The organism is Acidovorax sp. Leaf78 (genome assembly GCF_001422735.1).
Classification (GTDB): Bacteria; Pseudomonadota; Gammaproteobacteria; order Burkholderiales; family Burkholderiaceae_C; genus Acidovorax.
Genome location: NZ_LMLZ01000020.1, coordinates 1 through 13,797 on the forward strand (window position 1 = coordinate 1; position 13,797 = coordinate 13,797).

The window sequence follows — 13,797 nt, forward strand, 5'->3', positions numbered from 1 at the left end:
AGCAGCAGTGGCCAACTGGTGTCTGTGGCGGCGCCCGACGGCCAAGTCATCGCATTGGGCTACGACGATGGCCGCCTCAAACAGGTCACCTACCCAGACAGCACATCACGTGTGTTCTTGTACGAGAACGCCAGCTTTCCGCACGCACTGACGGGCATCCAGGACGAGAACGGCCAGCGCTGGGGCACCTTTGCCTACGATGCGCAGGGCCGTGCAATCAGCACTGAGCTGGCTGGCGGAGTACAGCGCTATCAGGTCGCGTATCCAACCACCGGTACCAGTCCCGTCTCGGTCACCGACCCGCTGAGCGCCATTCGCAGCTTTGTTTACGGCACACGCTCCGGCAAACTGGCCGTGCTGGGCGCAAGCAGCCCCGACCCACTGGGTCAGCGTCACCGACCCGCTGAGCGCCATTCGCAGCTTTGTTTACGGCACACGCTCCGGCAAACTGGCCGTGCTGGGCGCAAGCAGCCCCGACCCACTGGGTCAACCAGATGCAGCCAGCCGCGTGCAGAGTACGCTGGGTTTGATCGAATCAGAAACCGATTTTAGGGGCAACAGCACTGTCACGAGTTGGGACACCAACCGCCGCGTCCCTGTGAGCCAGGTGCAGGCCGCAGGTACTGCTCAGCAACGCACGGTGGCTACCGCGTGGCATCCGCAATGGAATCTGCCGACCAGAACCACCGAGCAAGGCCGCAGGACTGACTACACCTACGACAGCCAAGGTAACTTACTCACCTTGACCGTCGAGGGCACTGCCAGCCGGACNACCGACCAGAACCACCGAGCAAGGCCGCAGGACTGACTACACCTACGACAGCCAAGGTAACTTACTCACCTTGACCGTCGAGGGCACTGCCAGCCGGACCTGGAGTTGGACCTACAACGCGCAGGCTCTGGTTGCCACCAGCACCACGCCCAATGGCGCAGTTACCAGCTACCTGTACGACACTGCTGGCAATCTCACCAGCCGCACGAGTCCTCTGGGGCATACAGAAAGCTATACCTACGATGTAGCTGGCCGCATGTTGAGCCATACGTCGGCCGGTGGTTTGTTAACCGAATACACGTACGACGCTCGCGGGCGCATGCTCACTTTGCAGCGCGACGGACTTGGCGCGACATACACCTACCGCGCCAGTGGCCAACTGGCCAGCATTGCTGTTAGCAGCGGCTACACCATCGCTTACCAGTACGACGCGGCTCAACGCCTGACGGGCTGGAGCGACAACCGAGGCGCCTCGGGCACCTACGTGCTGGACGCCATGGGCAACCGCACCTCTGAGGTGGTGCGCAATGCCCAGGGCCAAACCGCGTGGACGCTGGCCCGCAGCATCAACAGCCTGAACCGCACGCAGAGCACTACGGTGGGCCCTCAGGCTGCCACCACTTACGGCTACGACGCGAATGGCGACCTCACCAACACCACCAATGGATTGGGAGAGTCGACACAGTACGGACTCGATGCTCTGCGCCGCGTGCAAGCCATCACCGACGCGCAAAGCGCCACCGCCAGCCTGACGTACGACGCCTTGGACAGCGTCACCCAGGCCAGCGACTTCAAGGGCGTGGCCACCCACTACGAGCGCAATGAAGTGGGCAATGCCAAGACAGAAACCAGCGCGGACGTGGGGGCACGAGCTATTCAGTACGACGGACTGGATCTGCCCAGCAGCATCACCAACGCCCTGGGTGGTGCGACCAATATCCTGCGAGATAGCGTGGGTCGCCCCATTCGTATCACCTACAGTGCAGCCCCCAACGCTCCCAGCCAAGACAGCATGGTCACCACCCTGCGCTACGACCTGCCCGGCAGCGCCTACAACCAGAGCGGCCAGCCCAACGCCAGCAAAGGCTCGCTGAGCGAGATCGTGGACGCCAGCGGCTACCAGCGTGACTGGCACGGCCGCATCGTGCGCAAGACCCAGCAACTGAAGAACGGGCACACCAGCACCGTGGGCTACAGCTACGCCACAAGCGGCCTGCTGGCGGGCATCACCTACCCCGACGGCAAAGTGCTGCAGCACCAGTACGACAGCACCGGCCAACTCACCGGGATGCTGTGGAACAACCAGCCCCTGGTCAGCGGCATCACCTGGAACCCGCTGGGCCAGCCCACCGGCTGGACCTGGAACCTGCAAGGCAGCCAGGGCAGCAGCAGCCTGAGCGTGGCGCGCAGCTACAACACCGCAGGCCAGCTGACCACTACCGACTTCAGCAGCTACCAATACGACGCGGCGGGCCGCATCAACAGCCTGACGCAGAACCTGTGGGCGCCGGCCAGCCCCAACCCACTGGATCAGACCGTGCAAGAGACCCCCGTGACTTGGAACGTGCAATACAGCCGCACAGGCCGCATCACGGGCTTTACCCGGCAGAACGCGTCAGGTGCAGCCACAGACGCGACCACGTACGAGTACGACGCCAACGGCAACCGCACGGGCAGCATCAGCCAACAGACCCTGGCGGGCAAGCCCACAGTCACCAGCCGCAGCTACAGCACCAACGCAAGCCACAACCGGCTTCTGGGCTTTGCGCAAACCCAAAGCGCCACGGACCCCGCCACCGGCCAGGTCAGCACCGCCAACACCAGCGTGGCCTACAGCTACGACGCGGCGGGCAACCAGCAGGGAGACGGCCTGCACGGCTACCAGTACGACAGCGAAGGCCGCCTGGAGCGGGTGACGCTGGGCACAGGGGCGGGAGCTTCCAGCGTGCAGTACGCGCACAACGCGCTGGGGCTTCGGGTGTTCAAGACCGACATGCTGGCAAGCGGTACGTCCAACAGCACCACCGCCAACAACAAGACCGGCCCAGCACAGATCACCCTGCTGGGTGATGACGGCGAAGAGCAATCCGCAACCGGTCTCCAACCCACCGGCCTGCTGAAGGATCTGCAGAACTTCTGGCTGCGCCTGTGGAGCCCGCAGACCGACAGCACCCAGGCCCAGGGCCGCGCGTTCGTGTACGCGGAAGACGGCAGCCTGCTGGGCGAATACCCCATGGAGGCCAACCCGGCCACTGCACCGACAAAGGGCGCACAGCACATCTGGCTGCCCACGGCCAACGGCCCGATGCCGATTGCGGTGGTGGGGGAAGGCCGGCAGTACGCGGTGCATGCGGACCACCTGAACACCCCCCGGCGGCTGACGCAGGAAGACGGCAAGGTAGCCTGGCAGTGGGCATACAGCGCGTTCGGAGAAGATGCGCCGACGGCGGCGGCCTCGCGGTTCACCAGCGCCACGACCAACCCGACCACGGGGTCAACGGCGGTTCCGCTGGTGCAGTACAACCTGCGGTATCCGGGGCAGTACTTTGATGAGGAGAGTGGGCTGCATTACAACCACTTCCGCAGCTATGACAGCAAGAGTGGGCGGTATACGCAGGCTGATCCTATTGGGCTGGAGGGGGGGTGGAATCGGTTTGGGTATGTAGAGGGGAGTCCTCTGAGCGCGATTGATCCAAACGGCTTGCAGATAATAATTGTTGGTCCTGGGGGAAAGCGGCCGATTGTCGATCCTGAATTTCCACTAGGAGTGGGACCGAATCAAGGGTCGACAACATCGGACTCAGAACTGCAGCAACTTATTGAGAAAGAAGCAAATCGACGCGAATACAAGAATGCGTGTAATGAGAAGCCGCCGTCTGGATTGAATGACTGTGAGCGCGCGAAGTGGGAACTAAAAAAGTGGAAGAGTTGCAAAGCCCTTCGAGAGGCCAATACCAATAAATGGTGGGGCGGCCAAGATACGCAGCACAACGCCCAAATGATGACTGACATCGAAATTAACATTTTTAACGCTGAGCGCACTATTAAAAGGGTTTGTAAGGAGAAATGTCCCTGAGGTACATCATGCAATTGCTCGATATTATTGACCATGCCTTTAAAAAAGTTGATTTTCCGCCGAAAGAGGATCTTATCGATTGCGCGCTGCCAGACCAAGATTATGGGTTTCAAGTTGCCGAGGATTTGGAGAACTGGCGCACCAGGACTCCAGATGAAGACTTTCTCCGGGAAATGCACCAGGAACTTCGCAAGCTCTCGGCAGTTACTACGCGATGGATTATTCCGCACTATCTCCGCTATGCTCTTACGGAGCAGGCTAAATACAGTCGGATGGAAACCTCATTTTTTGTGCTGAGTCTGGTGGCCCGCAGCGAGGAAGAGATTGAACAGGTCGCAAAGCGGCTATCTTCGATGAACACTGAGCAGGTCAGGTGTCTAAAAAAAGTGCTCGAGTATTTAAGGGCGGACACGGATTGGGCGGAATACATGGGGGAGTACATCGAGGCCGCCCTTGCCACCTTGAGAAGCCTGAGGATTTGATGAATATTATCAGCGGACAAAGATCATGCGCTATCAATCTGGTTGTGCTTCAAGCCTCCTAACGGATACCGGCTTTCGCCTGTCTTTGGCTAATAGGAGCGGGTAAACACTTGGACTGGTTTTATGCCGCAGGTCTAAGAATCACCCGTTATTCGACGGTGCGGAGAGAGCCAAGGGAGATCTAGGGAAGGTCTGCAAAACCTCCCCGCCTGATCCTCCCCAGCGCCAAGCATCCAAGACAATGGCGCCATGGATCAATACACCCTGGGCCTGGACCCACTGCCCAAGAAGACCCGCAAGGAGGTCTTCCTCGAAGAGATGAACCAGGTCGTGCCCTGGGCAACGCTGGTGGCCCTCATCGCCCCATTTGCCCGAGGTGCACACCAGGCCCTGGGTGGCCGCCCACCGTTTCCCATCGAGACCATGCTGCGCATCCATTGCCTGCAGCTGTGGTGGAACCTGAGCGATCCGGCCATGGAAGAAGAACTGCACGAGCGGCCCCTGTATCGCCGCTTTGCCGGCCTGGACGGCGCAGCGCGCATGCCCGATGAGACCACCATCCTGCGTTTCCGCCATCTGCTGGAGAAGCACCAACTGGCCCCGCAGGTGCTGGCCGCCATCAACACCGGTCTGGCCCAGCAGGGCCTGATGCTCAAGACCGGCACCATCGTGGACGCCACCATCATTGCAGCGCCGAGTTCCACCAAGAACAAGGCGGGTGAGCGCGACCCCGAGATGCACCAGACCAAGAAGGGCAATCAGTGGCACTTTGGAATGAAGGCACACATTGGCGTGGATGCCGACTCGGGACTGGTGCACACCGTCATCGGCACAGCAGCCAACGTCAACGATGTGACGCAGGCAGCAGGACTGCTGCATGGCAAAGAGAAGCATGCCTGGGGTGACGCGGGCTACCAGGGCGTGGACAAGCGCCAGGAGATGCAAGGGAGCAAAGCTAAGGCCAAGGCCAAGATCAAGTGGCACGTGGCCATGCGCCCGGGCAAGCGCAAGGCGCTCGATGCCAATCGGGAGCTGCACAAACTGCTGGAGAAAGTCGAGCGACTGAAGGCCAGCGTGCGGGCCAAGGTAGAGCACCCGTTCCGGGTGATCAAGCAGCAGTTTGGGTATGCCAAGCTGCGCTACCGGGGTCTCCAAAAGAACACGGCGCGCCTGACGATGCTGTTTGCGCTGGGCAATCTGTGGATGGCCAGGAAGCGGATCATGGCGCTGCAGGGATAGGTGCGTCTGTGGGGTGCCGAGGTGGCGCCGCAAGGGCTGAAACGGGCCTGTAAACCGTGCCAATCGGGCCTAGGCAGCGGATTGCGCAGGAATCAGGCGACCTTCCGTTCAACATCAGGCTGTGCCGCGCTGGCGAATGGGGTTTTGCAGACCTTCCCTAGATCCGCTTATCGTTGTGTGAGCGGATGTAGTCGTCGACCACGGCATAGAAACAATCAGTGGGTGGATTGATACACATTGATAGTTCGCTCGATAAGTTCCAGCGGTGCGCACAGTTGAATGGCTATGTGTCACATCCCGGATGATCATATGGCCGCTTGTGAAACAGATCCGGGTGCTCTTGGTACCACTCTTTCATGGCCTGCATTGGCGTACTGCTCTTGAGCGCTGACTGTGGCAACTGGTGGTTGTACAAGGCCACATAGCGCTGCAAGGTCTGCTCCATATCTTCACGGCTGTTGAATCGGTGGGTCTTCAGGACGTCCGCTATGCGGCCATTGAACCGCTCCACCATGCCGTTGGTTCTCGGAGTCCTGGGCTTGGTCAGCCGGTGCTCTATGCCCAGCTCCTGGCACAGTTGGTCGAACTCATGGTTGCCGCTGGGTTCGCGCTCCCGGCTGGCAAACAGTCGGTCTGTGAACTCCTTGCCGTTGTCTGTCAACAGCTTGTTGATCCTGATCGGGCAGGCCTTGTGAAGTGCTTTGAGAAAGGCCCTGGCACTGGCCGCTGTCTTGTTGGCCTTGAACTGCACGAACACCCAGCGCGTGGCCCTGTCGATGGCCACGAACAGATAGCGCCTGCTGCTCTCGTCCTGCATTTGGGTAGGTACTTCACGTCCATGTGCACGTTGCCTGGCTCGTAGCTCTTGAAGGCCTTGTGGGCTACCGCACGCTGGTGGGGCTTGAGGGCGTTGAGGTTGCCCGCTCCATGGCGGCGCAGGCACCTGTCCAAACCTGAGCGTGAGACATCGGGGCTCAAGAACTCCCGCGTGACCGCCAACAGGTCATCCAGGGGCAACAGCAAGGTACGCCGAAGGTGCACCACCACGGTTTCTTGCGCAGGCGTGAGCACGGTCTGCAAGTGATGGGCCGTGTGCGAGCGGTCTGCAAAGACATCGCGCTTCTTCCACTTGTAGACCGTCTGCTCAGTGATCCCAAAGCGCTGGGCCAGGACGCTGGCTGGTTCATTGCTGGCTGCGATCTCGGCGCGCACGGCGGGAGTGGTGCGAGCGTTCTTGTGCAGGGCAATCAACATGGCTTCACTCCCCGGGTGGATTGCAAGGACTCTATCAACTCCTTCAAAACAGCTCGCGCCATGAAGAGTGGATAGCGTTTAGAGTCTATGCAATCATCCGGGATGCGACAGGCTATGTGCCACGGCCGATCTAGCGGTAGATGCCGCTATCGGCGACGCCGGCGTGGTCTAGATGTTCGAAGACCGGCTGAGACCGTATTTAGACAGCGGCAAGCTGGAGACCGTGTTGGCCGACTGGTGGCCGAGCTTCTCGGGGCCGTTTCTGTAGTACACAGGCAGCAATCTATTGCCCACCCTGTAGCGGGCGTTTGTGGACTTTGTGCGGGCGCGGTCCCGTATGCCGCAGGACCGTCGGCATCAGTCTGGTTCAACCCAAGGCGCGACCAATCAGCCGCCGCGGAAGGCGGTTGCCTCAGCCTGGTGTCCGCCCCGACTTGGTAGATGCCGCAGGCTTCACCAGCCGCTCGATCTCACCACCGCACGCGCTGAAGTTGCTGGCGTATTCCTCGGGGTTGTCGAACAGCACCTGTGCTTGCATCAGGCGGTCGAGTTCCTGTTTTGCGTAGACCAGAATGCCCGCGCTGCTTGCACCCGAGGCCCAGGGATAGTCCAGCTCGCGGAACTGGCGCGCGATGTCGCGGTGAATGCGCACATGCGTCTGCTCGTGCCTCATCACGTGCGCATAGGCACAGCTACCCGGCGGGATCTCGCTGGCCACGCGCAGCACCGGTTTGATGTAATCCAGCCGCACGACGACTCCCTGGCAACTGGTCTGCGGCATCACCGCCAGCTTGGTCTCGACAACGACGTGGCCGAGTTGCGTACCGCTGCGGCCGGCGCCCGCGCCGATCTTCGTCAGTTCGGCGGCCGATTTGGCGTTGTCCACTTCCGGATCGGCAAACCAAGCCGCAGTGAAACGCACCGCCTTGTCGCAGGGAGACAGGTTGGTGGGCTGCGCCTGGAAGCAGGCGCTGGCCAGCAGCAGACCGAGGAGGCTTTTCACCATAACCTCCTGGTTATCGGCAAGATGCGCTCGTCCTGAAGCGGTGGCCGCAAGGCGGCTGGCCTGATAGGGGCGGACGAGCATGCCCGGCGCCGGCTGGTCGCCAGTTGGCGTTCTTTCAGCCTTCGATCGCATTGCGTGAAATCGTATTTGACCTGGTTTGGCATCGACGCACAAAGCCTTGGCATCCTAAGCAGGTGGGCGCATTCAAGCCGGGATCTTGGATTCAGATGCTTAGCCTAATGCACTAGCAAAGCGCTTCGATGAACCGCTACGAGCCGTGTTTGAGTGGTCGCTCGCACCTATCTGAAGGAGTTTACGACTTTAGATTTGCGGCTGCTATGACTTGCAGAGCGCTAGGCCGCATGGATGCTAGGCTTCAGTTTACGACTTTAATTGCCCAGAATAGATAATCCGGGTAATTAAATTCGTAAACTCGCAAATAAAGTCGTGAACAAGCCAATAGCATCCATGCGGTTTTGCGATCTGATTATTTGTAACGATAAGATCGAATTCGATGGTTAAGAATACCTGGGTATGCGAAGCTAAACTCAGTCGGTTTGAACTTGTTGCCATAAAAAAATAGCGCTCACTTTGAGCGCTATTTTTTGTCTTGCGAGAAGTTCTTGTGGTCCGAGCAGGCGCCACATGCCGCAACGGCTGCAAGAGGATGGTTGCGGACATACGGTGTCCGTCTGCGAATTAGTACTATTAGCTAGGAGCAGCCAGTCAACTCGAATGAAAGCACCGCTCAACGTGAAGATGACCGGACCACCAACGCAAGCGGCGAAGCCGCCTTCTGCTGTTGTGAGGTCGTGTTAGTTGGCATGTTTGAACTCATTGCGCCGGAGAGCTGATGGCGATTATTTGCAGTCAGTATTGCGGTACGCTGGCGCGTAGACCTAGAGCTGATTGTCTGCCACTTCTTAACCCAGGCACTCTGGCTGAAGTACCCACGCGAACGATCTCTCAATGCGTGGCCCCACGCTTGAAGTTCGCATTAGGCGTGTCCAAATTCGCATTTAAAATTTATAAATTTTCGTATTTATTTTTAATGATTCATAAATGGCGCACCGATTTGTAAAATGACATATTTATTAACTATTTTGCCCAAGACATTGCTTTGAGAGATGAAATATCATTTTCCGGCAAGTTAACGACCCGCAGCCCTGCCATCCCTATCGAACCTACGTAGAACTCTACCGACCCAGCGACGGCAACATACTGCGCATGCGAAATATTACCAAAGTCAATTTCTAAGAAATTTTTCGCTAACCCTACCGAAAAATTCTGCTTAATATCGAAGCGCTGCGCACCGAATGGCCCATGGAGATCTTCTGGCAATCGAATAATTGGCAGCCCCTCTCTCTTCGATAAATTTTCTTTCGCTCTCGGTTCATGAATTGCATCCACGGAAGTCAGATTGAAGCCGCGAACTGCCATTGCAGATGGTTCGATCAAAAGTTCGAGCAATGAGGTATCAAAATTGCCTAGTCGCAAGTAATTAACACCGAGTGCCCCTTCGTAACTGCGAAAACGAAGCGGAATGTATTCATCGACCTCAATTCTGCACACATTGAGAGATGGTTGATATAAGCCGTATACTGTTATATATGTTGTCATTTTACTGGCAGTGCATGAATTAGCGCAGGTAGTTGCCCCTCCGCTCTGGGGGCGGCAAATTTCAATTCCCATCCCCCGACAGTTAATAGTCGGTCAAATGTCATTCCACCAGCTGTCGCCGCTTCCACCGCAGACTGAAGGCTTTTTAATTGTTGTTGAATTCCTATCTTAACTAAATCGACACCTACCCCTCTATTTGCCATGGAAATTGCATATTCCGCCAAATGTTCAGTCGCGTTGCCGTGCACCCAAACCCAGCTGTTCCCCGCAGCTAGCTCAAATGACCTTGGAATGGATGTCCCGGACCAAACAACCTGTGTTGCCTTCATTGAATCCCAGACTGTCGCGGCCCCCCTAACGCCGACACCCGCTGCTTGCGCCCCTTTGATGGTAGCTGCTCCAGGCCCACCTGCGACCATCAAGACGAATTTTGCAGACTCCCATGCTAAACCTGTCAAATACTCGTTGGGATTGAAATTCGGGTAGACATTTACCGATACTGACTGCCTCCCATCCGGATCTACAAATTTGTATGGATTGTTGTTTGCATACGCATACCGGTTGAAACTGTGCGGCTGCTCTGGGGCCATCTCAACGGGGTCGATGCCCGTAAATCGCCCCAGCAAGGGCATGTAGTACCGAGCCCCCATGTACGACAGCTGCGTCTCCGGGTCATAGGCCTTGCCGGTGAACCACAGTTTGTTGCCACTGCTGGCCGGGTCCGCCATCTGGCGGTAACCATAGGGCAGGTAGTTCTCCTTCCATACCACAGCGCCCGCAGCGTCGGTGGCCAGCATCGGGGTGCCGGCAATATCGTTGTGAAAGTACGTGACGGTCTGCGCAGAAGCAGTGCCGAGGGTGCCGACTACCAGGGTGAGCAGCAGTGCCAGGCGCGCCACGAATCGATAAACAGAAGTTCGCATAGCGGTGTTCAGCGTCGTGATCATTGTGCGGACTCCTTCTGGGCGATGCGCTTGCCGTTGAGGTAGATGTATTCCACCAGCTTGCCGGGCACGCCGGGCGTGTATTCCGCCAGCAGGTTGCCGTGCACGCCGTGGAACTCGTAGGTCTTCACGCCTGCCTTGGTGACCGATGTCCGCTTCTGGTCGCCGTCGTAGGCGTACTGGATGCTGGTGGCGGGCGTGGAGCAGTTCACGCACGTGAGGTTGGGCACGGAGTCGTAGGTATAGGTGCGGCCCGACCCACTCGCGATGTTGCCTAAAGAGTCGTAGGTGAACGTCGTCGACAGCGTATTGGGTGTCGCCGTAAGTGCGCTCAGGCGGTTGTCGCTGTTGTACTGATAGTTCAACTGCTCACCATCGAAAGTCTGGCGGGTGATGTTGCCAACACCGTTGTACGTGATGGCGCCGGAGCCGCCTCCGAAGGACATGGTGGTCAGGCGATCCATGCTGTCGTAGCCAAGGGTGCGGCTGTAGCTGTCGTCGCTGGTGTCGCTGATCCGGGTCAGGTTGCCCACGTCATCGTAGGTATAGGCCGCATTGGTGAACAATGAACCCGAGCGCGACGTTCTGAACGAACTGGGCCACAAGCGAGAGTTCTGGCCGTATTCCGATTGCGTGCCGTTCGCATACGTGATGCTGCGCAGCTGTCCCGACGGCCAGTAGGACACCGATGTCGCATACCCCGACACGGCCGTCGGCCTGCCCAAGGTGTTGACCGAGTAGTTCACCGTGGTGCCCGAGCGCGGGTAGGTGACGGAGGTCAACTGGTCGTTGCCGTTGTACCCATACTCTGCCCGCCAGCTCACTGCACCAGCATCCAGTTCTTCCTTGGTGAGATTGCCGTTGCCGTCGTAGGTGAAGTCCCGGGTCGCCTCCGAGGAAGTAGTTCTGAGCAGTCGATGACGCCGGTCGTAGGTATGTGAAACCGAGGGGGCTGAGCCTGGGTAATTGATGGTGCTCAAGCGGTTCTGGCTGTCGTACGAATACGAGATCGAGCCGGCCGAGCCCACGCTCTTGGAGGTCATGTTCCCTGCAGCATCGCGCCCAAAGGTGGTTGTGCCGGTCTCTGGGTGAGTCGCCGATGTCAGGTAGCCATTGCTGTTGTAGCCAAAACTGCGTGTCCAGCCATCCTGGGTCGCAGAGGTGATGAGATCCTTGTTGTTGCGGTCATAGCGCACGCTGGAACTGCTGTCCGGTGTGGACACTTCCATCAAGAAGGTCCTGTCAGGATCACCGTATGCGCGGTACGAGTAGCTGGTGGAATAGTTGCGCTCGTTTCTCACCGTCTTGGAGCCCGAGCCATACGAGATGGACTGCGTTGAACCGTCTGCGTTGCGGACCTCCTCCAGCCGATTGAGCATGTCGTAGCGGTAGGTCTGGCCCGATGAGCTGTCAGGGTCTGATGTGAAGGTGATACGCCCCAACGCATCCACTGTGTAGCTTCTGGAAATGCCGCCTCGGGTGACGCCCGTGACCCGGCCAAAGCTGTCGTACGAGGTGGTCTCGGACAGCGATCCCCGCGTGACTTGCCGGCTGGTGGCCGAGTAGCTGATGCTGATGCTGTTCCCTATCGGAAAATCGATCGACGTGAGCCGGTTGAGATCGTCGTACCCGTAGCGGGTCGTGCGGCTGTTGCCGTCAGTCTCCGAGGTCACGTTGCCAGCATCGCTGACTTGGCGTGAGATCGAAATGCTTTCGGGCTGCGTCTCGCTTTGCGGCACTCCACGCATGTAGTTCGAGTACCGGTGTGTCAGCGAACGGGGCAAGGTCGTGCTGCTCACGTTGCCTTCTCCGTCGTAAGTGCGGCTGACGGAGACGCCGTCTTTGGTCTCGTTGGTCAGATTGCCTGAACTGTCGAAATCGCGGCTGACCGAGTGCCCGGCGGAACTTTCGTTCTCAGGCTGCTTGATGATCCACTTGGAGGTGTTGGTGTAGTAGCTGATGGTGGTCGTTCGACTGCCACCGTTGGGCCCGGACTCGGACACCGTGCGAGGATTTCCGTAGTTGTCGAAGTTGCTGAACGTGGTGCGGTAGGTTGCACCATTGCGGGTGATGGTCTTTTGCGCCAGCAGTGGCGCGTTGGTCTGCAGATAGTCAATTTTGGTCAGAAAAGCACCGGGCCGAAAATACGTCTCGTTGGAGATGGTCTGCTTTTCCCACACGTATTGCTCCACCTGCTCCGAGCCGATGCGCTTCTCGGCCAGAAGCCCCACCTTCCAGACACTTCCAGAGCCAGCATATCCCGGGCCGAAGTGCTTGTAGACGATGCTTCCAGCGGGTGTCGATACCGTGGTGGTGTCCAGCGAGCCCGTTCCCCCGGGCGCGTAGCTGAAAGTCCAGGTCCCGCCCGTGCTCATGGTCTTTCTGCTGACCACGTTGGAGCGGCTCGCGGGGTTGGATTGCGAGTCGAAGTACTCGAAGTCATACGAGTAACTGATAGTCCCACCTTGAGGCGTCTTCGCGGAGCGCATCAGGTAGCTGCCCGCCGACGTTCCGTTGTTGCCGTTGTACTCGTACGTCCAGTCGTTGTTGTCGGGGCGCACCACGCGGGTGAGCTGGTAAATACCGCTGATGCCTGAAGCTTGATAGCTGTACTGGTAGGTCTGGCCCGCACCCGTGATGGAGCGGATACGCGGTATCGCACTGCCCGCGCCGTCGTAGCTGAAGGTCAGTGAGCGCCCGTCGCTGGTCGTTACGGTGCGGATCTCCGAGCTGCTGGCCGAGGCGTAATTGATGGTGATGGAATTGCCATTGCGGTCCGTGATCTTCTTGGTGTGCCACTCGTACACCGGCGACGAGGTAGACGAAAAGCCCAGAGCCTGCGTCATCTGGTACTCCACCCCGTCCGGCGATGTAACGATGAGACCATCACCACCCGGGTTGCAGTCAGCCCGCCAGCGCTGTGTGGTCAGCGCCATGGGGGAGTTCTGGTTGGTGAAGGTGAGCAACTGACGGCTTCCGTCCGGCAACTCCAGCACTGGGTTCTCGGCGACTGTTTCCACGTTCTTGTTGAAGCACGGAAAGCCTTCGCGGGCTTTGAGGATGCGGCCGAAGTGAATGGTCCAACCCCACCCAGCCGTGGTTCTGGGCTGGCCGGCGCTGGCCGGGTCGACGTTGCTGCTGTTGTATGAGCGGATGACTTTGAGGTCCAAGCCGCCATTGCCCGGAATTCGGATGTCCACGTAGTGCCGCTGCAGCGAACCGGTGAAGGGGTCGATGCTTTCGTGGTGGCTTTGATTGACCGCGTCGCGGTTGGGCTGGATCCCGGGCTCCTTATAGAAGTCGGGGATGACCTCCTGGGCTTGCGCTGCGCTGGCGGCAGCGATCAAGGCGAAGCTGATTCGCCGAAGGGTTGGATTTGACACTGGGCTCTCCTCCCGTTGAAG

The 13,797-nt window shown here is 58.7% G+C and carries 8 protein-coding genes and 2 pseudogenes; 5 read left to right on the plus strand and 5 right to left on the minus strand.

All coding sequences use genetic code 11. The features are described 5' to 3' along the window. The 5 genes and pseudogenes from ASF16_RS25455 to ASF16_RS11830 all read left to right on the plus strand — a co-directional run. A pseudogene (locus ASF16_RS25455) lies at window positions 1-552 on the plus strand (RHS repeat protein); the annotation flags it as partial. 88 nt (window positions 553-640) lie between these two features. Further along, the coding region (locus ASF16_RS27140; RefSeq protein WP_369817159.1) for a hypothetical protein at window positions 641-771 on the plus strand (131 nt) is incomplete at its 3' end. Window positions 772-842: 71 nt separating this feature from the next. Beyond that, window positions 843-3,848: an RHS repeat-associated core domain-containing protein gene (locus tag ASF16_RS11820; protein WP_082516885.1), complete on the plus strand. Its 3,006-nt coding sequence runs from the start codon at window positions 843-845 to the stop codon at window positions 3,846-3,848. Between the two features lie 8 nt (window positions 3,849-3,856). Continuing rightward, window positions 3,857-4,330, plus strand: coding sequence for a DUF6714 family protein (locus ASF16_RS11825; protein ID WP_156372047.1), 474 nt, complete (start codon window positions 3,857-3,859; stop codon window positions 4,328-4,330). 249 nt (window positions 4,331-4,579) lie between these two features. Beyond that, window positions 4,580-5,569, plus strand: coding sequence for an IS5 family transposase (locus tag ASF16_RS11830; RefSeq protein WP_056167070.1), 990 nt, complete (start codon window positions 4,580-4,582; stop codon window positions 5,567-5,569). 283 nt (window positions 5,570-5,852) lie between these two features. On the opposite strand, the pseudogene ASF16_RS11835 reads toward ASF16_RS11830, so the two are convergent. From ASF16_RS11835 to ASF16_RS25470, 5 genes and pseudogenes are all read right to left on the minus strand, one after another. After that, a pseudogene (locus tag ASF16_RS11835) lies at window positions 5,853-6,823 on the minus strand (IS481 family transposase). 412 nt (window positions 6,824-7,235) lie between these two features. Next, window positions 7,236-7,910 (minus strand): hypothetical protein, encoded by a 675-nt coding sequence (locus ASF16_RS11840; RefSeq protein WP_156372048.1) that lies wholly within the window; start codon window positions 7,908-7,910, stop codon window positions 7,236-7,238. Window positions 7,911-8,927: 1,017 nt separating this feature from the next. After that, entirely contained in the window at window positions 8,928-9,449 is a 522-nt protein-coding gene (locus ASF16_RS26135; RefSeq protein ID WP_156372049.1) for a hypothetical protein, read from the minus strand. After that, window positions 9,446-10,396, minus strand: a complete 951-nt coding sequence (locus ASF16_RS25465) for an RHS repeat domain-containing protein (RefSeq protein ID WP_082516886.1) — start codon at window positions 10,394-10,396, stop codon at window positions 9,446-9,448. Before ASF16_RS25465 ends, ASF16_RS26135 begins: the two co-directional genes overlap by 4 nt. Continuing rightward, window positions 10,393-13,776 (minus strand): RHS repeat protein, encoded by a 3,384-nt coding sequence (locus ASF16_RS25470; protein ID WP_200926893.1) that lies wholly within the window; start codon window positions 13,774-13,776, stop codon window positions 10,393-10,395. The genes ASF16_RS25465 and ASF16_RS25470 overlap by 4 nt, the downstream gene beginning before the upstream one ends. Window positions 13,777-13,797 lie beyond the last annotated feature (21 nt).

Excerpts from the sequence above, each read along its gene's own strand:
- ASF16_RS11825 (WP_156372047.1), top strand. The coding sequence starts at position 3,857 with ATGCAATTGCTCGATATTATTGACCATGCCTTTAAAAAAGTTGATTTT.
- ASF16_RS11830 (WP_056167070.1), top strand. The coding sequence starts at position 4,580 with ATGGATCAATACACCCTGGGCCTGGACCCACTGCCCAAGAAGACCCGC.
- ASF16_RS11840 (WP_156372048.1), bottom strand. The coding sequence starts at position 7,910 with ATGCTCGTCCGCCCCTATCAGGCCAGCCGCCTTGCGGCCACCGCTTCA.
- ASF16_RS26135 (WP_156372049.1), bottom strand. The coding sequence starts at position 9,449 with ATGACAACATATATAACAGTATACGGCTTATATCAACCATCTCTCAAT.
- ASF16_RS25465 (WP_082516886.1), bottom strand. The coding sequence starts at position 10,396 with ATGATCACGACGCTGAACACCGCTATGCGAACTTCTGTTTATCGATTC.